Origin of the sequence: Jidongwangia harbinensis (assembly GCF_020216025.1) — a bacterium.
Classification (GTDB): Bacteria; Actinomycetota; Actinomycetes; order Mycobacteriales; family Micromonosporaceae; genus Actinoplanes; species Actinoplanes harbinensis.
On the sequence record NZ_JAIWNC010000009.1, the window covers coordinates 278527 to 302233 of the forward strand.

Below are 23707 nucleotides of genomic sequence, written 5' to 3' on the forward strand. Positions count from 1 at the left end.
AGTAGCATCTCGAACCACCATGTCACGTAGAGATCGAAGACCATGACTCTGGGCACCGGCATCGAGACGCCCGAGGGCCTCGCCGGGGCGCTGCGGTGGCTCCGGCGCCGCGAGGCGCGGCGCCGCGGGCGCGCCGAGCTGACCTACCGGGAGATCGCCGCCAAGACCGGCTGGTCGATCGGCAGCGTCGGGGCCTACCTCACGGGTACGGCGATCCCGCCCACCGACCGCTTCGACATCCTGGTCGCCCTGCTCGGCGCGACGCCCGTGGAGGGCGGTGCGCTGGCCACCGCCCGGGACCGGGTCGCCGAGGGCCGCCGCCGGCGACCGAAGACGTCGCTGGTTCCGGCCGCCGTGTCGTACGGCCGGAACCAGCTGCCGGCCGTCCTGTCCGGATTTACCGGGCGGGTCCACGAGCTGTCCGAGCTGGACCGGCTGATGGTGCAGCGGGCCGGGGCGGGACCGGTCGTGGTGGTCTCCGGCACGCCCGGCGTGGGCAAGACGACGCTGGTCGTGCACTGGGCGCACCGGGCCGCGTCCCGTTTCCCCGACGGCCAGCTCTTCGTCAACATGCGCGGGTTCGATCCCGACGCCGGGCCGGTCCCGCCGGACGACGCGATCCGCGCCTGCCTGCGCTCGCTGGACGTGCCGCCGCACCGGTTCCCGGTCGTCCCGGACGAACTCGCCGCCTTCTACCGGGCCGAACTGGCCGGCCGCCGCATCCTCGTCGTGGTCGACAACGCGCGCGATCCCGCCCAGGTACGGCCGCTGCTGCCGGGCACCGCGTCCGCCGCCGTCGTCGTCACCAGCCGGCACCAGCTGCCCGGACTCGTGGTCTCCCACGGCGCGCACCCGCTCGACCTCGACCTGATGTCCGACGAGGAGTCCCGGGAACTGCTCAGCGGGCGGCTGGGCGCGGCGCGGGTCGACGCGGAATCCGGCGCGGTGGACGCCATCATCGAACACAGCGCACGGCTGCCGCTGGCCCTGGCCGTCGCGGCCGCCCGGGCCCGCACCGATTCCCGGTTGACCCTGACCGACCTGGCCGGGGAGCTGGCCGAAGTGGGGCAACGCCTGAACGCCCTGGCCGTCGGCGACGCGCTGAGCGACGTACCGACGGTGTTCTCCTGGTCGTACCACGCGCTCAGCGAGCCCACCGCCGAGCTGTTCCAGATGCTCGGTCTGCACCCCGGTCCGGACATCTCGGCCGCCGCGGCGGTCAGCCTCGCCGGCCGGGAACCGGCCGCGACGGTGCGCGGCTTGGACGAGCTGGTGGAAGCCCACCTGATCAGCGAGCACGCACCCCGCCGGTACGCCCAGCACGACCTGCTCCGGGCGTACGCGGTCGGCGTCGCCGGCCGGCTCGACCCGGCGGTCCGGCGGGCCGCCGTCACCCGGGTGCTCGACCACTACGTGCACACCGCGCACGCCGCGGCCCGCCTGATCCACGAACGCCTCGACCCGATCCCGGTCCCACTCGCCGACCCGGCACCCGGCGCCCGCCCGGAGCACCTCGACGAGGCGAAGGAGGCGACGGCCTGGCTGACCGACGAGCGCCGGGTGCTGCTGGCCGCGATCCAGGACGCCGCGGGCGACGGCTTCGACCGGCACGCCTGGCAACTCACCTGGGCGGTGGACCGGACGCTGGACCTCGGGGGCCACTGGCACGACCTGGCCCAGGCCTGGCGTACCGCGCTCGGCGTCGCCGGACGGCTCGGAGCGCCGGGCGCGGAGGCACTCAGCCACCGCATGCTCGCCGTGGTCGAGACCCAACTCGGCCGGCACGAGGAGGCGTACGAGCACCACCACCGGGCGCTCGCGGAGTACCACCGGTCCGGAGACCAGCTGGGCGCGGCGCACACCCACCGCAGCCTGGCCAACCAGTACTGGCGCCAGGGACAGATCCCGGAGGCGGTGCACCACGGCGAACAAGCCCTCATCGGGTACGAGAACGTGGCGCACCCGCGCGGGCAGGCCTTCGCGCTCAACGACGTCGGCTGGTACCACGTCCTGCTCGGCGACCACGCCACGGCCCTGGCCCGATGCGAGCGGGCGCTGGTGCTCTTCACCGAACTCGGCGACCGGGTGGGCCAGGCACACACCTGGGACAGCCTCGCGTACGCCTCCCACCACCTGGGCGACCACCGGCGCGCGGTGGAGTGCTATCAGCAGGCGCTCGACCTGTTCCGCGAGATCGGCGACCGGTACGAGGAGGCGGCCACGCTCGCCCGCATCGGCGACACCCACCACGCCTCCGGGAAACCGGACCGTGCCGTCGCCGCCTGGGCCTCCGCCCGGAAGAGCCTCCGGGAACTCGGCCACCCCGACGCCGACGCGCTCGACCGGAAACTGCGGGACGCGAAGAGCGGGCGGTGAGGTGTCCCGTCCTCACCGCCCGCTGTACCCCCCCGGATCAGGTCACCGGTACATCCCCGCGGAGACCCCACTGCACCGTCGAGAACAGCCGCCAGTGCCAGTTGCCGTCGCTCGGCCGCCAGACCGCGATGTCCAGCAGGCCGTCACCGTTGACGTCGCCCACCGTCGGGGTGTCACCCGCCGTACCCCACTGGATGTTCCAGAAGAGCCGGGCGTACCACGTGCCGTCGGACGGGCGCCACACCGTCACGTCGGTCATGCCGTCGCCGTTGTAGTCCCCGGCCATCGGCACGTCGCCGGCCGTACCCCACTGGACGCTCCACAGGCCGCGCACGTGCCAGTTACCGTCGGACGGCCGGAACACCGCCACGTCGGCCATCCCGTCGCCGCTGTAGTCACCGGGCACCGGAATGTCCCCGGCCGCCCCCCACTGCACGGTCCACATGTTGCGCACGTACCAGTTGCCCTCGGACGGCCGGTACACCGCGTAGTCCGTCGTACCGTTGCGGTCGTAGTCACCGGCCACCGGAATGTCCCCGGCCACACCCCACTGCACGGTGGCGATGCCGTTGACGTACCAGGTGCCGTCCGACGGGCGCCACACCGCGTAGTCGGTGACGCCGTCGCCGTTGTAGTCGCCGGGCACCGGCTTGTCCCCGGACAGGCCCCACTGCACGGTGGCGATGTTGCGGACGTACCAGGTGCCGTCCGACGGGCGCCACACCGCGGTGTCGGAGACGCCGTCACCGTTGAAGTCGCCCTTGCTGTCGAAGGTGGAGTAGAGCAGCCGGTTCGGCGAGCCCGCCCCGCCGGAGGTGACCAGGTTCGGCGTGGTCCGGTTGACGATGAACGCACTGACCTGGGCCGGCGTCGCCGCCCGGTGCCGCTGCAGGTAGAGCGCGGCCATCCCGGCCACGTGCGGCGAGGCCATCGACGTACCCGTCCCCGTGGCCAGCGCGGTGTCGCTGCCCACGCCGGCCGAGACGATGTCGGTGCCGGGCGCGAACAGGTCGAGGCACGACCCGAAGTTCGAGGTGCTCCACCGCGCGTCGGTGGAACTCGTGTTGCCGACCGTGAGGACACCCGCCACCCGGGCCGGCGAGTTCAAGCACGCGTCGCGGCTCTCGTTGCCGGCCGCGACGGCGACGGACACGCCCGCGTTGAGGGTGCCCTGCACCGCCCTGTCCATCGCGTCCGTGGCGTCGCCGCCGAGACTCAGGTTCATCACGGCCGGGCGCTGAGCGTTGTTGGTGACCCAGTTGACGCCGGCGATGACGGTGGACGTGGCGATGGTCCGGGAACAGGCGTTGTTCACGTACCCGAAGACCCGGACCGCGTGGATGCGCACCCGGGGAGCGACCCCGACGGTGGCGCCCCCGACCGTGCCGGCGACGTGGGTGCCGTGCCCCAGGCAGTCGTCGCTGCGCCCGTCGCCGACCACGTTCGCGTCCAGCGTCGCCCGCCCGCCGAACTCGGAGTGGCTGGCCCGGATTCCCGAGTCCACCACGTACGCGTGCACGCCCTCACCGTTGGCGTTGGCCCAGTAGTGGCCGTCCAACGGCCGGTTGCGCTGATTGATCCGGTCCAGGCCCCAACTCGGCGCCGCCCCGGTGTCCACACTCATCAGGCTGTCCGGCTCGACGAACGCCACGTTCGGGTCGCGGCGGGTCTGTTCCAGCTCGGCCGCGGACAGCTCGGCCGCGAAACCGTTGAGGCCGCCGGTATAGCGCTGGCGGAGCGTCACCCCGCTGTCGCCGAGCCGGGTCTCCAGCGCCTTGCGGGCGGTACCGCTGACCTTGTTCTGGTAGACCACGATGTAGCTGCCGTCGATCGTCTTGCCGGCGACCGGCCGCAACGGCGCCAGGTCGCCGTCCGGAGCGGCCGAGGCGGGCGCGACGAGCGCGGTGGCCGCGGCGGCCGCGGCCACGGCGGCGACCAGCACCCGGGCCGGGGTAGTTCGTGAAGGCTGCATTCCGTTCCTCCCCTTGCTTACTGCGAGGGGATCGATGCTTGCAGTAATCGAAGGGCGTCACCTCAAGTCCTGGAATTCGCTGAACAACGCTGAACGGGCACCGCGGCCGCGGTGGGGGTGACCCCACCGCGGCCGGTCGTTCACCGACGAGGCTGGTGTCGGGTCAGCCGACGTTCATCCGGACGCCCAGTTCCGTCAGCGCCGGGTTGATGTCGCCGTACAGGAACAACGAACTGCACATGCCGGCGGACGGCTGGCCGTTGCACGGTCCCATGTTCTCCGGCTCGGTGAACATCATCGAGAAGAGTCCCCGAGCCTCGGCGGTGTCCCCGCGCGGGCCGGTCAGGGTGAACACCGGGGCCCCACTGTCGCCGCCGGTGACCGCGCCCCACCGGTCCTGCTGCTCGGCGGCCTGAAGGACCCGCGTCTTGCCGTCGATCGTGTACGACCCGCCGCCGATGTACTTGAGGTTGCACACGGTTCCGGTCTGCGCGCCGGACACGCACATGCGCTCTCCGCCGTGGCTGCGGCCCGCTCCGGTCACCGGGGTGGTGTACTGATTTCCGCCCCGTACCCCGTCTCCGTTGTAGATCGTCGAACCGCTGTTCGCGGCGATCAACTGGACGTCGTTGCGCACCGACACGGTCGGCTGGGAGGTTCCGATCGGAACGCCGGCGTCGGTGGTCCAGTTACCCGCGCCGCAGTGCTCGGCGGTCATCAGGTACCGGCGGCCGTCGTTGCCCGTGACGCCGAAGGAACTCGTACAGATGGAGTCGCCCCGCCTGATCTGCGCCCCGCCGCGGAACGGTGCGGTATCGGCCTGGCGGGTGGCGGACTTCAGCCGGGGCGACGCCACGGCGACGGTGTGTACGTCGCTGGAGACCTGCCCCTTCGTGCTGCTGACGTAGAGACCGGCACCGTCCAGCATCGGCCGCGCCGAGGTGACGCCCGGCTGGCCGGTCAGCCGCAGGGCCTCCCGCCACAGGTCGCTGCGCCGATATCTGCCCGGTAGGACATCCACCCGTACCCCATCGGCCGTCGCGTCGGCGACCACCTCGGACACCGCCGGGCTCAGCTCGCCGCGCCAGCGCAGCCGCACCGTCGACGCCTCCGCGTCCACCTCCAGGCCGGCGATGCCGGACTCCCCGTCTCGTGCCACGGCGTCCTCGATGCGGTCGGCGACGTCGCTCAGCGGCGCCTGGGCCGCCATGATCTGGCGCGCCTCGGACGTGGCGGTGGACGCCGCGTCCGGGGCGGCGGCCCGCGAGGTTCGCTCCTCCACACCGGCGAACGCGACTGTTCCGGCCGACATCGCCACAACACTGGCAAACGCCGCAGCTCCCACTAGCAGTGGCTTCCTACGAATAATCATGCGCGGGAGGGTAGTTACCGCCCGCCAGTCACAAATCGGTGTGGAACGGTCGCCAGTGACGGGTCGGCGCCCAGGCCGACCGTGAACCATCGCCAGCTTCCACACGTTCTCAGGGAACAATCCTATCCCCGTTGGAGGAAGAATGGCACCCACCGCCGGGACGGGCGGCAACCCCTACGACACCCCGGGCAGCCCCGGCGGGCAGTCTCCGGATGCCATCATCCGGAATGGTGAGCTGTACGTCGGCGGCATCCATCAGGGCAACGTCAGCGACATCCTGGCACGGATGTCGGCCTCGAAGAACGACGCGTTGCCACCACAGTCGATCTCGACCGCGCACCGCGAGTGGTCCCGGCGAATCGCTGCGCACACTGGCGGCCCTGAGCCCTCGACCAGCTTTCGAGAGGTCGCTGAACGGCGTGGACTTCCGCTGAGCAATCCGTACTCGGCAGGCGCCCACGCCGGCTCCTCGACCCAGGCGACGGCGGTGGCCGGCGGGCCCGCCGCGCAGAACGAGCGGGCGTACGTGCGGGCACACCATCAGCCCCGGCCGAAGGGGCCTGCGGTCAAGTAGCGCCGCCGACACGACTGCGGCCCGGCTCCGTCTTCCGGTGCCGGGCCGCTGCCAACGTGCCGGTCTATCCGTTCGGGTTGCCGACGCCGGTGAGGATCCGGCTGCGGAGGTAGCGCCCGGCCTCCGTCAGCACCTCGTCGCCTTCGAACTCGGTGCCCGCGCAGGTGCCCTGGACGAACGCCGAGTTGGTCTCCCGGCCGTCCGAGAAGCTCCACATCGCGTACGAGATCTTGTTCTCCTTCAACAGATCCAGCCACTCCGTGGTGCTGTCGAAGTCGTTGTCGCCGTCGCCGGTGAAGGTCTGGGTGCCGAACTCGCTGACGAACAGCGGCAGGCTCTGCGCGGCCCGCGCCACCGCCGCCCGCCGATCGTCGCCGTGGGACGCCGCGTAGAAGTGGAACGTGTACATGACGTTCTCGGCGTCGACCGGGTCCTCGAGGATCTCGGTCTCGTCGGCGTTGTCGGTCAGGCCCAGCGACGAGAAGCCACGGGTGCCGACCAGGACCACGCTGTCCGGCGAGTTCTCCCGGATCACCGGAATGACCTGCTCGGCGTACGTCTTGATGCCGTCCCAGCTGACCCCGTTGGGCTCGTTCGCGACCTCGTAGATCACGTTGTCCTTGTCCGCGTGCTCGGCGGAGACGTCCGCGAAGAACGTCTTGGCCAGGTCCAGGTTGAGGTTGGGGTCACCCGGCGTGAGGATGTGGAAGTCGACGACGACATACAGTCCGAGTGCCGAGGCCTGATCGACGAGCCCGTTCACCTTGGCGGTGAAGCCTTCCGGGTCGGTTTCCAGCCCGCCCTCCTGCACGTACATGGACAGCCGGACGAAGTCGGCGTTCCAGTCGTTGCGCAGCGCCGCGAGCGAGTCGGCGTTGACGCAGTTCGGGAAGAACTGCAGGCCGTGGCTGCTCATGCCGCGCAACTGGATCGCCTCGCCGTCCGCGTTGCACAGGTTCACCTCGCAGACGCTGAGTTTCCCGTTGACCTCGACCGGCGTGCCGGCCGGCGCTTCCGGGGCCTCTTCTTCCGGTGGCGCGGCGGGCGTGGACTCGGAAGCCGAGGGAGCCTCCGCGCCGCCGCCCTCGTTCAGCGTGCAGGCGGACAGCTCTTCGGCGTTGAGATCGGGCTTGGCGGCGTTGCGGCCGATCGCCGTCTCCATCCGGTTGATGGTGGCGAACCGCTTGTCCTCCAGCGGTCCGAGAATCGCGTTCTGCACGAAGGCGGGGCCGCCCTCGCCGGCCGAGGTGCGGAGCCGGTTGTTGGCCTCGGCGATCTGCTTGTCGAGCAGGTCGAGGTTGCTCTGCACCTCGGCCCGCGCCTGGGCCGGCACGGTGACGTCGACGACCACCCGGGGACAGCTGACGAGGCGTACGCCTTCACCGGCGGAGGCGACACCCAACCCGACGCCGGCGACGAGCGCCGCAACCCCGGCGACCGCACCGATTCGCCACCGACGACCGTGCATGCGAGTCCTGTCGAACCTGGGCCTGTCCATGAGAACCTGCGCCTCCCGCCGGTGGTGTCACATCCGCTTGTGACGTGATCACGGGAGCGCTCCCAGATCGGATCAACACTTAAGGCATTCTTATTGCAGCGCTGGTGGACGCCGGTCCGCGAGCACCTGGCCACTCATCGGACGATCGACCCGCAAACCAGCGGAGCGCCCCGCCACCCGAACCACGCGAGCCCTTGCCAGATCTGGAGGCGCGCGCGAGAGATCTTGGAGGCGCGGTCAAATCTTGGAGCACCCTGGCCCTTCCGGGGGCGTTGCTCGGCGCGCCGCCCGGCTCCGTGCTACCGGCGCCAACGCTACGACGACGGGCACGTGCCGCGGAACTCCTCGATGGCGGCCGAGGGCGCCGGCGGCGGGCAGAGGAACTGTTCGTAGCGGGTGTCGTCGTCGACGAACCGCTTGAGCCACGCGACGCTGTACGTGCCGATGGTCTCGTTCGTCCGGATGGGCGCCCGATGTTCGGCGTCGTTGAGTTCCAGATATGCCTTCCGCGCGGCGGCGATGCTTTCGAAGAACGGCTCGGCGTGCTCGGCCACCGGGGCGGTGTCGTCGAGTTCCGCGCCGATGATCAGGGTGGGTACGACGTCGGCCGAGAAATCCTTGTCGTTCGACCACGGGGTCAGCGGTACCGCCGCCTTGAGCTGCGGCCGCTGCCGGGACGCCTGCAGGGACCCGCCACCGCCCATGGAGTGACCCATCACGGCAAGGCGGGTGGGGTCGACCCGATCCCGGACGGCGCTGGCGCCGGTGAGGTAGTCCAGGGCCGCCAGCATCTGCCGGGCCCGCAGCGGGGGCGTGTCATTGCGCTCCAGCGTGTCGATGTTGATCACCACGAAGCCGTGCGACGCCACCCGCCTGGCCACCCACTCCATGGTGGACCGGGGACCGAGGAAGCCGGGGGTCACGGCGACGCCGCCGAACGTCCCGTCCGCGGTGCCGGCCGGGTAGTAGATCGAAGCGCCTCCGAAGTTCGTGACCTCGGCCGAACCGACCACCGTCTCCATGATCGGGTACGGGCCGGCGGACGCGGCCAGCGCCGCGAGCGTGGGGTCGGGCCCCCGCTGGTACGGGTTCTCCGCGGCCTGTGCCGGGAGGGCGCCGGTGGCGAGCACGGCCGCGACGCCCACCGCGGCGGCCAGGCCCCGGCCGAAGGCCCGGTCTCGTACGCCCGCCGCCCGCTTGGCCCATGTCATGACGTCGTCTCCTGACCTCGATGTGGCGTGTACGTCCAGGGCCGCCCTGCCCCGCCCCCGTTCGACCTCCGGAGCGACGGCGAATCCCGCGTGTACCGAGATGAGAGCACAGTGGAGTACCGCACCGTGTCGGTCGACCGGTGGACAGGGCATGTCGGTGAGTCAGTCGTCCCGTGGTCGGGCCGGCCGCCGGAATCATGGCTGCGACATGTGACTATGGCTGCCGTGTCCAGCAGTCCTGCGGAAGCGACGCGACCGGCCGGGACGGCTGTCCCGATCGGCAGCACCGAGCCGGAGGGGCGAGCCGCCCTGGTGTGGGATGCCTTCTGCTTCGTGGTGATCAGCATGGTGCTGGTCTGGGGGCAACTGGCCGCCCGGCCCGTTCCGGCCGTCGGCGTCGCCGCCCTCCTGGCCATCGCGGCCCTGTACGTGGTGTTCGGCCGCCCGCTGCTGCGCCTGGAGCGTGGTGAGCGACGCGGCACCGCGGTGGCCGTCGCGATGCTGGTGCTGTTCGCGGTGGCGCTCGCTGCCTCGCTGTCCACCGCGTACCTTCTCTTCGCCCTCTGCCCGCTGATGTTCCGCATCCAGCCGCTGCGCCCGGCGATCGTGATGGTGGTCGGCGCCACCCTGTTGCCGATCACCGTCGCGGTGCTCCAGTACGGTCCGACCGCACGGGTCGTCGCCGCGCTCGGCCCGCGGACCGCCGTGGCGATCCCGACGGCCCTCTGGCTGGGCTACTGGATCGACCGGGTGACCCGGCAGAGCCACGAACGTGCCCGGCTCATCGCGGAGTTGGAGGCCAGCCGCGCCGAGATCGCCGTCCTGTCCCACGAGGCCGGGACGACGGCCGAACGGGCCCGGCTCGCGGGCGAGATCCACGACACCCTGGCGCAGGGCTTCACCAGCATCATCACGCTGCTGCAGGCCGCCAAGGCCGACCTCGCCACCGACGCCGGGGCGGCGCAGGACCACCTCGCCCTGGCCATCCGCACCGCCCGGGAGAACCTCGCCGAATCCCGCGCCATGATCGCCGAGCTGACCCCGGCGGCCCTGCACGACACGGACCTCGTCGACGCCCTGCGCCGGCAGACCGACGCCCTGACCGAGGAGACCGGGGTGGCCGCCACCACCGGCACCACCGGCACCGTTCGGGCGTTGCCGACCGCCGTCCAGGTGGTCCTGCTCAGAGCCGCGCAGGAGGCCCTCGCCAATGTGCGCAGGCACGCCGCCGCCGCCGAGGTGGCCGTCCGGCTCGCCTACACCACCGACGCGGTCCGGCTGGTGGTGCGCGACGACGGCCGCGGGTTCGACCCCGTCCGGCCCGGAACCGGATACGGACTGGCCGGGATGCGCGCCCGCGCCGAACAGGTCAACGGGACGCTCGCCGTGCACAGCAGCCCCGACACCGGCACCACCATCGAGGTGAGCATCCCCACATGATCACGATCCTGCTGGTCGACGACCATCCGGTGGTCCGGCACGGGCTCCGCGGCATGCTCGACGCCGAGCCCGACCTGCACGTCGTGGGCGAGGCGTCCGGCGGCACCGACGGCATCGACCTGGCCGTCGCCCTGAGCCCCGACATCGTGCTCATGGACCTCCGCATGCCCGATCTGGACGGCGTCGCCGCCACCACCCGGATCCGTGCCGCCGTGCCCGCCACCCGCGTGCTGGTACTCACCACCTACGACACCGACCGGGACATCCTGCACGCCATCGAGGCCGGCGCCTGCGGGTACCTGCTGAAGGACGCCTCGCCCCGGGAACTCGCCGACGCCGTGCGCGCCGCCGCCCGCGGCGAAACCGTTCTCGCCCCGTCCTTCGCCTCCGCCCTGGCCCGGCAGGTACGCCAACCGGCGCCGGCCGCGCTGTCCCCCCGGGAGGTCGAGGTGCTGCGCCTGGTCGCCAAGGGGCTCACCAACTCGGCCATCGGGCGGACGCTGTTCATCTCCGAGGCGACGGTGAAGACGCACCTGCTCAGGATCTTCAACAAACTCGACGTCACGGACCGAACCGCGGCGGTCGCCACCGCCATGTCACATCACCTGCTGTGACGCTGCGGCGGGGCTACAGGCGCCATTGCTGGGCTTTGCTGGTGTGGTTGCAGGGTTGTTGGGTGAGTGGCGCGCCGGTGGTGGTGGCGTTGTTGTCGACGGTGAGGCATTGGCCGCTGTTGGCGTTGCGGAGTTGGGTGAGGCCGTTGGCGTTCAGGTCGACGAGCCATTTCTGGTCGTCGTTGGTGGAGTTGCAGGTCCATTGGATGGCGTCGGCGTCTGGTTGGGTGGATCCGCTTCTGATTCCGAGGCAGGCTTTGCTGCGGTCGTTGCGGAGTTCGGCGTAGCCGCCGCCGGTGGCGTTGAGGTGCCATTCGGCGTCGTTGGCGGTGCCGCAGGTCTGCTGGACTGCGCGGGCGCCGTTGTCGGGTAGGCCGCCGGTGGTGAGGCACAGTCCGCTGTTGTCGTTGCGGATGTGTTGTCCGACGGGGCGTGGGGTGATCTGCCACATCTGGTCGTCGTTGGTGGGGTTGCAGGTCCATTGCAGGGCGGGGGCGCCGCGTTCCTGCGAGGAGCCGCTGATGCCGAGGCACTGGCCGCTTCGGGCGTTGGTCAGTCGGGTGATCCGGTTGGCGTCGGTGTCCATGGTCCATGCTTGTTCGGCGTTGTCGGGGTTGCACGGCCACTGGACCGCGGCTGTGCCGGGTGTGGTGTTGCCGCCGCTGACGGCCAGGCACATGCCGGTCTTGTCGTTGCGGATCTCGTACTGGTTGTTGGTGCGGGCGACGGGCCGCCAGTCCTGTTCGACGTTGCCGTTGCAGGGCCACTGCACGGCGGCGGCGCCGCGTTCGAGGGAGCCGCCGCTGATGGCCAGACACTGGCCGCTGTTGACGGACAGCGCCACGCTGACCGTGGGTGTGGCGGTGGTGGTGTCGAACCAGGAGCGCAGGTCGTCGACGCGGGTCAGGGTGCCGCCGCGGGGGCCGTCGGGGTTGCTGCCGGTGCAGCCGCCCTGTCCTCCGGCGGTGATCACTGCGACGATTTCCGGTCCGGTGTCGGTCTGCCGCCAGCCTGGTCCACCGGCGTCGCCCTGGCAGGGGCCGACCTGCCCGTCGGTCTGACCAGTCACGTGTAGGTCGGCGCCGGACATGTCGGCGACGGCGAACGCGGCAGCGTGCGGCACGGCCGGCGCCCATTCGTCGGCGGTGCGGCCGTATCCGCCGACCTGCAGAACTTCGCCTGCGGCCGGCGCAGTCGACGCCACCCGCAGTGGTGTGACGCCGTTGACGGTGGCGGCCAGGCGCATAAGGGCGATGTCGCGGTCCGGATGCGGCATCACGTGTGTCACGGATGTCACGAAGCCCGAGCCCGGGCCGGAGATGTCGTTGCGGCCGATGGAGACCTTGACGGGTTGCTTCGGGGTTCCGGCGGTGACGGGCGTGCCGCCGGTGCTGAGGCATGACTTGGCGGTGGTCACCCATCGCGGGCTGACCAGTGCGGCCGTGCACGCGGTCCCGCTGTCGGCGGCGCGGCCGACGTGGACGCGGGTGACGAACCCCAGCGGATCTGGAGCGGCGGCGTTGCCGGAGGGAATGTCGTCGAGGGAGCGCAACTCGACCAGGGTGTTGCCTTCCTGGCCGGTCGGGACCGGCAGGCTGACCCAGGTGCTGGTCGGTACCTCAACCGGTTCGTCGCGGGGTATGCCGTTGACCAGCACTTCGGCTTCGACGTTGTGCTCGCCGTCGCCGCGCAGGTTGTAGGTGCGCTGTAGCTCCAGGGCCAGGAACGCGCCGGGGCCGTCGATGCGGAAGCAGAACTGCTCCTCCCGCGTGAAGCTGCGCACCCGCAGCAGCCCGGCACCACCGTCGACGCAGTCGACCAACGTGATCCGCCCGTCGCCGCGCACGAGCTTGATGCCCGGGGTGGCGTCACCGGCCGGATAGCCGAACGTCTCCACCACCGCACCGAACCCGTCAGCGGGAGCCGCCACAGCCGGCGAAACACCTAGCAGGGTCAGCGAAGCCAAGCCGGCCGCCGACACCGCCAATGCACGAAGTAACACCCTCACCTTGTCCCTATCCCCATTCCGTAAGAGCCCCGCCGAGCCGACACCAACCGCCGTTCGACAGGGCATCTCATCAGCCCAAACGCAACCACCGGCGTTGTCGCGTGCTCACCTTGGTGCAGGCGCACGCTCTGGAGCCAGCCCGGCCGTGATGTTGTGGCGGCTCTCACCACCGACCAGGTAGCGCGCACCCGTAAATGATCTCTACCTTCATGGGTGCCGTCCTGTGTACTCCCTCAGTGATCGCGTGGTGACGGTTGGCTGATAGTTGTCGGTCCACTGTGGCTGCACTCAGAACTCTTCAGCCGGAGAGTGAAGATGGCCATTCAACCGGCCGCCTTCTTCGCCTCGACACCGTCGATCGTCAACGCCGTCCCAAGGTGAGGAACTCGTAGTGCGAAGTAGTGCCGGCCGGAAGGCCTGGAGGACATCAGCTCGCCTGCTTGTCGCTACGGCAACCGCATGTGCGGTGTTGGTCAGCGTCATACCCAGCGGCGCGATGGCGGCCGAGCCCGTCTCTGATGAGGCCGCGTTTACCCGCGCTGATGTGGCTTATCTAGCCCGGGTGGGTGGTCCGGTGGTGTCCGAGAAGGCGCGTGCTGCGTTGCTGGGCACGGAAGCTGACGTGCGGCAGTTTCTGGATGAGGGCTGGGATTCGGCCCAAATTCATGACGACCGCATACGAGTCGGCCAGTTGATGGCCATGAATGGACCGGCCGTTGCCGAAGCGGCCAATACGGCGCTGGATGGTTCCCCCGACGATGTGCACGCATTTCTTGCAGAGGGTTTCGACCAGGCGTGGCTGCACGACGAGCGGATCCGGGTGGGTGATGCCATCCGCGACGGTGGGCCGGCCACCGTGTACGGCGGCAACGAGGCGCTGGACGCCGGTGACGACGCGGTCGCGGAATTCCTGGCCACCGGTCTGAAAGTAGCTCGTGAGCACGATGACCGCATCGAAGTCGGAATGATCATGAACGCGGGTGGGCCCGCGGTGCAGGCAGCCGCGAACGCGGCGCTGGATGGCGACATCGACGACGTCCGCGAGTTTCTAGCCCGCGGTCAGTACGTGGCTCAGGCGCGTGATGAGGAGATCGCCACGCTGGCGCAGCTGGCGGAGCGGGCCAAGGCCGCGCAGCAACAGGCCGCACAGGCCACCAACGCTGCCCGGACCACGTCACAGCGCGCCACCAAGGCCGCCGCCGCGGCGAACAAGGCGGCTCAGGTCGCCGCGCGTGAGACCGCAGAGGCCAAAGAATCCACCCAGCGCGCTGCTGCCGCTGCGGGGCGGGCCGCCGACGCTGCCGGGCGCGCAGCGGACGCCGCTCAGGACGCGATCGCCGCAGCGCGAGCGGCCAACCGGGCTGCCCGAGTCGCAGCCAACGCCGCGGCCGCCGCTGCCGCCGCGGCAGTACGAGCCGGCAACGCAGCAGCGCGGGCTCGAGACAAGGCGAGCGCCGCCCTCGGCGACCGCAAGCAAGCCGGCGACGCCCGCAAGGCCGCTGATGACGCTAATGCAGCTGCGAAAACCGCTGAAGACGCCGGTGAATCCGCCCGGCAAGCTGCCAACGCGATCACCGAAGCGCTCAAGGCCGCTCATGCTGCGCTCAGCGCCGCCGACAACGCCGAAGAAGCGGGTGGGGCGGCCCAGGCCGCCGGGGGCCACTCGAATGTTGCCCAGGCTCAGGCGCAACGGGCTCGAGCCGCCGCAGCACGAGCGCGGAAGTACGCAGCTCAGGCCCGCCGGGCGATGGCCGAAGCCGAGAAGTGGGCCGGTAAAGCGGCGACTGCGGCACGGCAGGCGCACACCGCCGCGATCGACGCCGCCGGGCACGCCCGCCGGGCGGCCGCCGCAGCCCAGGCTGCCGCCGACCGGGCGGGGGAGGCTGCAGACCTGGCGGGGGAGACCCGGACCCACGCCACCGAGGCGGCCGCCGCGGCGAAGACCGCCACTGATGCTGCCGCAACCGCGGCAGCCGTGGAGCAGACCGCGCGTGACCTCGACACCGAGCGGCTTCGCCTAGACACCGAAGAGGCAATGCAGACGGCACACGATGCTGCCGTCCTCGAGCAGCAGCAACCGAAACCCGTCCCTGATGACATCCCCGAACTTGAGCGTGTGGATGCGGAAACCACGCGCCTGCTCACCGAGTCCACCGCCGCCGGCGCCCCTGCCGACGTGGTCATCGACCGCGGCCGCCGGGCAGCGCTCCGGATGATGGACACCGGTGCGTCGTGGAGCAGCACCGCCGCTCAGGAGGCATTGGCCGGCGACGAGCAGGCGTTGCGTCACTGGCTCGCCACCGGACGGCTGACCGCCGCAGAACAGGATGACCGGGCTCGCGTCACGCTGCTGGCCGAGCGCAGCACCAAGCAGGCCCAGCGTGACGCCGCCCTGCGGGCGCTCGCTGGCACGCACGCCGACGTGGTCCGCTTCCTCAAGACTCAGGATTATCCTGACAAGGCTCACTACGACCGGATCGCCATCGGTGACCTCATCCGCGCCGGCGGTCCAGCGATGTTCGAAGCAGGGAACAAGGCCCTCGACGGCACCGCCGCTGACGTGCACGAATTCCTGCGCACCGGTCAGTACATCGCCGCCGAGCACGACAACAACATCGCCGTCGGCAAGATCGCGCTCACCGGCGGGCCCGAAGTCAAGGCCGCCGCGAACATCGCCCTGGACGGGCCGCCGTCATACCGCGAGGCGTTCCTGAAGACCGGCCAGTACAAGGCCGCCCAGCGCGATCAGACCGCGGCGGTGCACGCCGCGACCGCGAAACGCTACGTCGCAGATGCCGCTCGCTCCGCCGCGCTTGCCCGCGAGGACGCAGCCAAAGCGGCCAAGCTCGCCGCGAACGCCGAACGCGACGCCGTCAAAGCCGACACCGCCGCGAAACAAGCCGCAGCTTCTGCCAAGGAAGCCAGCGACGCCGCGATCCAGGCCAACAACTACCAACAGCAGGCGAATAGCGCCGCCGATCAGGCCGCCGCATCCGCCAAGGCGGCGCGCGACGCCGCGGCAGCAGCCACAGCGGCTGCCGCGCAGGCCCAGCAATCGGCCGACCACGCAACCTTTGCTGCGCTCCGCGCCGCCGACCAAGCCCTCAGCGCACAGAGATCCGCCGCCATCGCCCGGGAGGCCGCACGGGCAGCAGGCAAAGACGCCAAAGCCGCCGACGACGCCGCGCAGGAAGCCTTCGATACCGCCGTTGAGAAGAAGAAGGCCGAAGAACGCGCCGCCTCCTACCTCTACGACGAAAAGGGAAAGTTCAAGCCGCCGTGCAACCCTGACGCGAACCCGATCCTCCAGCCGTTCCCATGTCGGCAGAGCAATCCCTTCATGCGCCACCTCGACGAAGGCACCGGCATCTGCGAGGACAGGTTTGGATCCAAACAGGTATGCGACCTGATCGACGAGCACCAGAAACAGAAGGACCGGGAAGTCAACACCCGGATGCAGACCTGGCTGACCGTCTGCGGGTTCCTGTCTGGCATCGGCGAAGTTTGCGACGGCATCGACGCCGCCGTCGCCGCAATCCACGGTGACGGAAAGGGTGCCGCCACCAGCCTCGCCGCCATGATTCCCTTCGGCGGATGGGGGGCAGGCGGCAAGCGTCTCATCGACCTCGTCCGCGAAGCCAAACAACAACAGAAGAAGGCATGCAAGGCAAACAGCTTCGTGCCTGGCACCCCAGTGCTGCTGGCGGACGGCAGCACGAAACCGATCGAAGACATCCACATCGGCGACACCGTCCTCGCCAGCGACCCCACGAGCAACACCACGGCAGGTAAGCCAGTCACCGATATCATCACCGGAACCGGAGTGAAGCAGCTCGTCGACATCACCATCGACGTCGACGGCAGCAGGGGCAGCGACACCGCCACCATCACCGCCACCCACAATCACCCGTTCTGGGTACTGGATCTGGAACAGTGGACCGATGCAGCGAACCTTCAGGCCGGTCGGCTACTTCTAGCGAGCTCCGGCGCCTCTGTTGCGATTACCTCGATCCGCCATCGAATAATAGACGCCAAAGTCCACAATCTCACGGTCGCTGACATCCACACGTACTACGTGCTCGCCGGCAACATCTCGGTCCTCGTGCACAACGACAATGTTATTCCTAATGGCACGCGTTGGACGCGGGGTGACTTTCCTGTCGGCGGTGCTGTGGACGCTGGTGGCCCTGCCAATGGAGTTCTTTACAGGACCCAAAATGGCGCGGTATCTAACTATGCTGTGTATGATTCGGACGGCATCATTAAATATCGGGTCGATCTTATTGGTGCGTCTCACAAGGGTGTCGATACTCCGCACTACCAGCCGTACAACGTCAACACCAATCCGAACACTGGTGCAAAATACCCCAAGCCGACAGGCGACGCTTTTCGAGGCTACGGACCCGACGGTGCCACACGCCTCGGTGGTTGCTAGCGTTTGGTGGAGCGAGCGCCTCGCGCTTTGGTTAATTAAGGATGAACTCGGATGGAAATTGAGCGATCCTTGGTCCAACTGGCACGGTCCAGTCAGTGGAGCGACCGTGTCCGCGCCGGCCAGGAACTAGTCGCCTACGTCGGCGAACCAGAAGCCAATGCCCTGCTTGGCGAGCTACTACTGGATAGGGCTGACTCGGCGGTAACCGCGGATACCGCCGAGTCTTTGCTCGAGCGAGGGGGTGTGGCCGCGTGGCGGGTCTTTCTTAGTGCGTGGAACTTGGCCGATCCGGCTCAGGCGGATCATCTCGCTGGGGCGCTTAGTGGCGCTCTATTCGCCGCAAGCCTTTCGCCTGAAAAGGCGGCCAGTATTAAGGACGTTGTCACGCTTCTAGCGTCGGACGTTGATGAAAATGTTCGCGCTGGTGTAGCAGGTCTTCGGCCCCGAATTTTCGAGGCTCTCCCTGATTAGTCGGGCGGGACTTCGATCGGGGTTTCGTCGGCGTCGGCGACCGTTCAGCATCATAGACCGCAAGCAAGAAGCCGCCCTCGCCTGACGGCGATGGGGCGGCTTCTACTAGCTGGTGGTTCAGGCGACCTTGCGGCGCCGAACCATCCGGCGCGTGGCAACCGCGCCACCCGCCAGCGCCACCACGCTGAGCGCGACCACGGTCAGCTCGGCCCCGCCGGTCGTCGACGAGGTCGACGTCAGCGAGGTCGTGCCCGTGCCGGTCAGGTCGGTGGTGACGGACGCCGGCTTGATGACCCAGCCGCCGGAGCCCTTCTTCTTGTCGAGGACGTAGACCATGACGGTCGCCGTCTTCTTGGACGTCTTGCCCGTTGCCTTGATCTGCACGGTGCCGGGCTTCGACATCTTGACGTTGATGCTGAACTTGCCGTTCTTGTCCGTGTAGACCGTGGCGGTCTTGACGACCTTGGGCTTCTTGAAGCCCTTCGCCTTTTGTTGAATTGATAAAATGGCTGCAGTCGCGTCTTGGTGGGCAGGTCTCTCCGTTCGATTTCAATATGTACTTCTTCCGCGCCTTCGAGATTCCCCTCGAGAAGTTGCGTAGTGCTGAAACTGGCATGGATTCGGTGGCGGAGGGTCAACCTCAGATGAGGAAGTTGAGCTACTGCTTTCAAGCTGGATCCAACTTGGCGGGCGTTGACCGCCGAGGGCAAGCTTCTCCGCGCTACCAAATTGTTCCTAGAGAATGGTGGGTCGGGATGGATACTAATCCGGTACGGCAGTCCTGTTTCATGAGGCTGAAAGCGTCATAAGCGATGGGGGAGGCGGAGGTGGAAGTGCCTACCGCATCTGACGTTAGGTCCTTCCTCCAAGGAATAGATAAATGTAATCGCATTATGGAGCAGTTCACCGTTGACTTGCTGATGCGCTTCGATTTTCCGGAAGAAACGACGCTTACGCATCAAACGAGAATCGAAGAAGACGCGGGAGTCATCGGCGTTAGCCTGCATCATACTTTCGTGATCCCGTCCCGCTCGTCAGTCAGCGATGAAGTGAGTGAGCTGCAGTTCGTCGGAGGAATTTCCCTGGGGGCTGCACGATGTGGCGTTGAGGGTAAGGCTCAAGGAATCTTGGAGGAGTCGATGGGAGATTTACGGTCAGGACTTCATGTCTTCTTTGAAGCTCGCGAAGAAGTCGACTTTACTCAAGCCTTGGATAGATTGGAGATCGCGGTTCGCGCGATAAGCGCCTTAACCGATATCCCGACAAGGCTGGGAATCCGAATACTGTAATCAAGCCCTGTGGCATTCGCACCTGAGTAGCGGTCGCCACCGCGATGTCACATCACCTGCTGTGACGCGATGCGCGGTGGCGGCCCGCTTCACGATCAGGGCGCGTACGCCTTGAGGGTGTCTCCGTGCACCGCGTACAGGCGGCCGCCGGCCACCACCACGTGCTGGTCGGCATACAGCCCACCGACCGGCCAGCCGAACGACGCCACCGCGCCGGTCGCCGCGTGCAGAATGCCGGCGTTGGTGTAGACCAGCCCACCGGCGCGCACCGGCTGACCGCTGTCATCCTCGAAATACGTCACCCACAGCCGCTTACCGTTCTTGACGTCCAGCGCCTCCACGCCCTCGCCCATCTCGCGGTAGACCCGCCGTCCATCCGTGGCGACCAGACCGGCACTCTTCTTCGCGGTCCACACCAGTGCGCCGTTCGAAGCCTTCAGGCACACCAGATTCCCGCCGTCGTCCGAGACGAAGAACCGATCCCCGGCCGGGCTCGCCGAACGGCCGTACCATCGCTTGGTCTTGCTCCAGAGCACCTTGCCGGTAGTGACCGACACCGCGGCCGTGATCGCCTTGTCGGCCCGGCCCACCAGCAACCTGCCGTTCGCCGACACCCCCGCCGACGAGTACGACCGCAGGTTCCACCGCGCCTTGCCGTCACTGACCCGGAACGCGTGCACGGCCGCCTCATCCGACATCGACGAGCCGGCGACCACCACCACGCCCTTGTCGACCACCAGGGATTCGACGGGTGCGCCGATGCTGACCATCCAGCGCTGTTTACCGGTGGCGACGTCGACCGCGAACACGTTGCCGTCGGGATCGCTCTGCGACTGGCACGAGCTGTTGCCGATCAGCAGCAGCCCGCCGGACACCGCCAGGTGCGGGGTGGTCTCGTCCTCCGGGTAGCCCCACTCGTCGTGCCACAACGGCGCGCCGGTCGCCGCGTGGTAGGCGCCGATGCCGCTCTCATCGGCCAGGAAGAGCCGTCCGTTCGCAATCAACGGCTCGGCACGGCCGGTGCAGGAGTCCGCCACGTCCGGCAGGGTGACGTGCCAGCGGTGGGTGATGTCGTTGATCGTGGCGGCGTTGACGACCGACTCTTCCGGGTTGTAAAAGGCCCGCTGTGGGCCGTAGCCCGGTTGCGTCCAGCCGGTGCTGGCAGCAGCCAGCGCCGGGTAGATGAGGCCGGAACCGACCAGCGCCGAGACAGCGACCGCTGCCAGGCCGATCCGCCAGGATCGGGATTTCAATGACACAGCAAGCACAGACCCTCCAGGGTTCCCCGTTACATGCACACCGCATGCCGCTATGGATAACGTACGAAGGGTCCTTATTGCGCGTACGCCAAATGAGTGCAATGTCGCCTACGCGACGCCGCCTGTGGGAGTCCGTAGAAAGCTCTTCGATCTGCTTGAGCGTCCTCAAGGGTGCGGTGCGCGAAGGCAGCCGGCGCACCACCGCGAGCAACACGGCAAAGCCGGGCGCGCGGTCGTGAGGGTGTTGGACCGCGACGCCCGGTCTGCCTACTGTACCGAAAGACATCGCCTCGGGCGATCTTCGATCAGAACACAGAACTTCTGCCACCCACAGGGAACGTAGAGTTACGCCACTCGGATCCTCCCTTCTCTTTGATGGCCGTGAACCAGCCTTTCCTGCGCGCTCGGCGTCGCGCCCCTAAGGGTGGAAAGCGCCTGTCGACGGCGTAGCTACACAGTCACCCGAGCCGGCTCGTCCCGGAACGTCAGATGAACAGGAATTTGAAGGGAATTCCGGGAACCGAGAAGGGAGTTCGGCGTTCGGACCAGGGAACCTTCAAGCCCAAATTCCCTATAGCGGGACCAATATCGGCTTGGCTACGATGACTGTGCCAAGCGGTTCGTACCCAAGAGGAGTTCAAGGTGGGGTCCCTGCGGCAGAGCCCTAACCACCTGTTCAGACGCGCTCGCCAGCGTCTTGGCTACAGCCGGCAGGATCTTGCGGATACGGTCAATCAGCTGCTGCCGCAGTACTGCGTGCTCACGGCCAACGACATCGGGAAGATCGAAAGGGGTGTCGTCACATACCCGCGCGAGTTGAGACGGGCGGCATTGCGCACGGTTCTTCAAGCGCGAGTCGACGCCGACATAGGGCTGGCCAACGTGCGGCGTCGCCCCACGGACGGTGACCCCGCTTTCTCGGGTCCACCAATGTCGAACGAGCGGGGGGAATCCGCCCGGATTCCGGTGCGATTCGGCGGCGAGGTGATAGGGCAATTGGTCCTGCAGATAGGTGCTGTCGAAGCGCTGACGGCCTCCAGAGTCACTCTCCAGACTGACGGCATGGCCGCACAGGTCGAACTCCGTCCAGTCAATACGACCGGCTTCAGCCATGCTGACGGCGTCGAGGGCGGCCTGGGCACCGCAGTTGACAGCCTCGACAGCTTCCTGACCGTCACGCGGCTCCTGGCCAGTCAGAGGCAGTCGGTTGCGCCCGATGTACTCATCGCTCTGGTCGAAGCGCATCGCGACTGCTTGTCGGTGCTCTTTCGCAGGGCAAGCTCAGACACGCTCCGCGCTGACATCGGCGCTCTACTCGGTGAAGCATCCATAGTGGCAAGCCGCTTGTGGAGCGCCCAAGGGAACCGATCGATGGCTCTCGCGCACTGCGCCAACGCCCGGAGCCTTGCAGAGGAGCTCGGGATTCCGGCGCTGGGCGCGACCGCGAGAATCTTCGAAAGCAACTTGCATTCCGAGGCGGCCACCCTGATCGGCCGCGACGGCGATGTCATGCTCGGCCTCAGGATGCTGGAGGAAGCATCTACGCTAGCCGGGAGCCTCGGCCCGGCGGCCCGCGCGAGGATCGGCGCTGAACAGGCACAGGCCTACGCCGTGCTGCAGCTTCCGAACGAGTGTGAGAAGGCACTCGACCGGGCGAGAACAGCAGTCCAGGACATCCACGTCGGCGACCGCAGCGGCCTCTTCAGCGATTGGAGTGCCGCTCGACTTCGGGTGTACGAGGGCACCTGCAAGCTGCTCCTCGGCCAACCCGAGGAAGCGGTGGCGGTGCTAACCGAAACCTCACGCAACCTGGAGGCCGACCACGGCAACATCAATGTGCTTCTGGCAGCTCGCGTCGACCTGGCCAGTGCCTACGCCGAGAGCGGGGAGCCCGAGATGGCCTGCGACGTGCTTGCCAATGCCTACGAGCATCTGGCCAGTATCGGGAACCGCAGAGGAATCAACCGTGCGTATCGCGCGCGCGAGCGGCTCGACCGCTGGGAGACGCAACGGCCGGTCCGGGAACTCGACCAGAAGCTCATGCGGGCTGCACAAGCGACGTAACGGCTTCGACCACAGCCACCGGGTCGAGGCTGTCCAGTATCGCGTCAGGCTTGGACTCCGCCAGCTCTTCGCGACTGGCGCGGTGGGTGACCACGACCACCCTAAATCCAGCTGAGCGTGCGCAGGCGATGTCGTTCGGAGCGTCCCCAATCACCACGGTCCGAGCTGGTTCAAGGCCGTGGCCATACGACACCAGGTACCGGTTCGCCACTACTGACGGCAACGAGAACCGGTCGCGCGCATCGGATCCGTAGCCACCGATGCTGAAATCGATGTACTGGTCAAGGCCTGTCGCCTGGAGCTTGATTTCGGCAGCGGACCGCAGATTGCCGGTGAGGACGGTCTGAACGAAACCGTGTCGGTGGAGGGCCGTGATCGAATCCGCGGCACCGGGGTAAGCCGGCTGCACGCGGGCCACCTCAGCCCGGCCGCGCGCCATGATCTGTGACATCACGTCCCCGAAACGCCGCAAACCTTCCTCCGCCACGGCCGGCGACATACCCGACGCGACCGCTGTATCAACGACGATTGACTCGTCGGTGTAGCCGTGGACCTTCTTCGCGGGGAAGACAACGTTCGACTCGGCCAACTCGTACGTTCGCGCAATGGCCCGACGCAGCCATCGGAGATCGGCAGGGATGAGGGTGCCGTCCACGTCCCACACCACGACGCCAGCTATCCGGCTGTCCATCACGCGATCGTCGCACGGTCGAGCTCGTGCCACGAGGTCCAGGGCTGAAGCAAGAGGCCGCCCCACCGCCTGACGGCGATGGGGCGGCTTCTACTAGCTGGCGGTTCAGGCGACCTTGCGGCGCCGAACCATCCGGCGCGTGGCAACCGCGCCACCCGCCAGCGCCACCACGCTGAGCGCGACCACGGTCAGCTCGGCCCCGCCGGTCGTCGACGAGGTCGACGTCAGCGAGGTCGTGCCCGTGCCGGTCAGGTCGGTGGTGACGGACGCCGGCTTGATGACCCAGCCGCCGGAGCCCTTCTTCTTGTCGAGGACGTAGACCATGACGGTCGCCGTCTTCTTGGACGTCTTGCCCGTTGCCTTGATCTGCACGGTGCCGGGCTTCGACATCTTGACGTTGATGCTGAACTTGCCGTTCTTGTCCGTGTAGACC

General features: G+C 68.3%; 16 protein-coding genes. 7 read left to right on the forward strand and 9 right to left on the reverse strand.

The genetic code is table 11. The features are described from left to right. The first annotated feature begins 42 nt into the window (after window positions 1-42). Window positions 43-2376 carry a tetratricopeptide repeat protein gene (locus tag LDL48_RS14870; protein ID WP_225255689.1) on the forward strand — a complete coding sequence of 778 codons (2334 nt, stop codon included), beginning with the start codon at window positions 43-45 and terminating at the stop codon, window positions 2374-2376. A 37-nt stretch (window positions 2377-2413) separates the two neighbouring features. Here LDL48_RS14870 and LDL48_RS14875 read toward each other — a convergent pair whose 3' ends face one another. Both LDL48_RS14875 and LDL48_RS14880 read right to left on the reverse strand, forming a co-directional pair. Beyond that, window positions 2414-4348: a S8 family serine peptidase gene (locus LDL48_RS14875; protein ID WP_225255690.1), complete on the reverse strand. Its 1935-nt coding sequence runs from the start codon at window positions 4346-4348 to the stop codon at window positions 2414-2416. A gap of 163 nt (window positions 4349-4511) precedes the next feature. Next, entirely contained in the window at window positions 4512-5660 is a 1149-nt protein-coding gene (locus tag LDL48_RS14880) for a chymotrypsin family serine protease (RefSeq protein ID WP_225255691.1), read from the reverse strand. Window positions 5661-5862: 202 nt separating this feature from the next. On the opposite strand from LDL48_RS14880, the gene LDL48_RS14885 reads away from it, so the two are divergent. Next, window positions 5863-6294, forward strand: coding sequence for a hypothetical protein (locus LDL48_RS14885; protein ID WP_225255692.1), 432 nt, complete (start codon window positions 5863-5865; stop codon window positions 6292-6294). A gap of 64 nt (window positions 6295-6358) precedes the next feature. Here the strand turns inward: LDL48_RS14885 and LDL48_RS14890 are convergent, their stop codons facing one another. Then, on the reverse strand, window positions 6359-7762 hold the full coding sequence (locus tag LDL48_RS14890) for a glycoside hydrolase family 5 protein (RefSeq protein WP_225255693.1): 1404 nt from the start codon (window positions 7760-7762) through the stop codon (window positions 6359-6361). Between the two features lie 344 nt (window positions 7763-8106). After that, the gene (locus LDL48_RS14895) at window positions 8107-9003 is read right to left on the reverse strand and encodes a poly(ethylene terephthalate) hydrolase family protein (RefSeq protein ID WP_225255694.1); all 897 of its coding nucleotides are present in this window, start codon (window positions 9001-9003) and stop codon (window positions 8107-8109) included. Window positions 9004-9228: 225 nt separating this feature from the next. Between LDL48_RS14895 and LDL48_RS14900 the strand changes: the two genes are divergently transcribed. Continuing rightward, window positions 9229-10443 (forward strand): sensor histidine kinase, encoded by a 1215-nt coding sequence (locus tag LDL48_RS14900; RefSeq protein WP_225255695.1) that lies wholly within the window; start codon window positions 9229-9231, stop codon window positions 10441-10443. Next, complete coding sequence (locus LDL48_RS14905; protein WP_225255696.1) at window positions 10440-11057, forward strand: response regulator; 618 nt, start codon at window positions 10440-10442, stop codon at window positions 11055-11057. The genes LDL48_RS14900 and LDL48_RS14905 overlap by 4 nt, the downstream gene beginning before the upstream one ends. 13 nt (window positions 11058-11070) lie before the next feature. On the opposite strand, the gene LDL48_RS14910 is transcribed toward LDL48_RS14905, so the two are convergent. Next, a complete protein-coding gene (locus LDL48_RS14910) occupies window positions 11071-12987 on the reverse strand; it encodes an RICIN domain-containing protein (protein ID WP_225255697.1) in 1917 nt (638 codons plus the stop codon). Window positions 12988-13561: 574 nt separating this feature from the next. Between LDL48_RS14910 and LDL48_RS44200 the strand changes: the two genes are divergently transcribed. Continuing rightward, on the forward strand, window positions 13562-17500 hold the full coding sequence (locus tag LDL48_RS44200) for a polymorphic toxin-type HINT domain-containing protein (protein WP_272493051.1): 3939 nt from the start codon (window positions 13562-13564) through the stop codon (window positions 17498-17500). A 588-nt stretch (window positions 17501-18088) separates the two neighbouring features. Here LDL48_RS44200 and LDL48_RS14925 read toward each other — a convergent pair. Next, window positions 18089-18373 carry a hypothetical protein gene (locus LDL48_RS14925; protein ID WP_225255698.1) on the reverse strand — a complete coding sequence of 95 codons (285 nt, stop codon included), beginning with the start codon at window positions 18371-18373 and terminating at the stop codon, window positions 18089-18091. A gap of 491 nt (window positions 18374-18864) precedes the next feature. On the opposite strand from LDL48_RS14925, the gene LDL48_RS14930 reads away from it, so the two are divergent. After that, on the forward strand, window positions 18865-19260 hold the full coding sequence (locus LDL48_RS14930) for a hypothetical protein (RefSeq protein ID WP_225255699.1): 396 nt from the start codon (window positions 18865-18867) through the stop codon (window positions 19258-19260). A 95-nt stretch (window positions 19261-19355) separates the two neighbouring features. Here the strand turns inward: LDL48_RS14930 and LDL48_RS14935 are convergent, their stop codons facing one another. Continuing rightward, window positions 19356-20513: an outer membrane protein assembly factor BamB family protein gene (locus tag LDL48_RS14935; RefSeq protein ID WP_225255700.1), complete on the reverse strand. Its 1158-nt coding sequence runs from the start codon at window positions 20511-20513 to the stop codon at window positions 19356-19358. A gap of 648 nt (window positions 20514-21161) precedes the next feature. On the opposite strand from LDL48_RS14935, the gene LDL48_RS45445 reads away from it, so the two are divergent. Beyond that, window positions 21162-22583 (forward strand): helix-turn-helix domain-containing protein, encoded by a 1422-nt coding sequence (locus LDL48_RS45445; RefSeq protein WP_504785489.1) that lies wholly within the window; start codon window positions 21162-21164, stop codon window positions 22581-22583. On the opposite strand, the gene LDL48_RS14950 is transcribed toward LDL48_RS45445, so the two are convergent. Together LDL48_RS14950 and LDL48_RS14955 are read right to left on the reverse strand one after the other, a co-directional pair. Beyond that, complete coding sequence (locus tag LDL48_RS14950) at window positions 22558-23274, reverse strand: HAD family hydrolase (protein WP_225255703.1); 717 nt, start codon at window positions 23272-23274, stop codon at window positions 22558-22560. The genes LDL48_RS45445 and LDL48_RS14950 overlap by 26 nt on opposite strands. Window positions 23275-23379: 105 nt before the next feature. After that, on the reverse strand, window positions 23380-23707 hold a 328-nt coding region (locus tag LDL48_RS14955), incomplete at its 5' end, for a hypothetical protein (protein ID WP_225255704.1).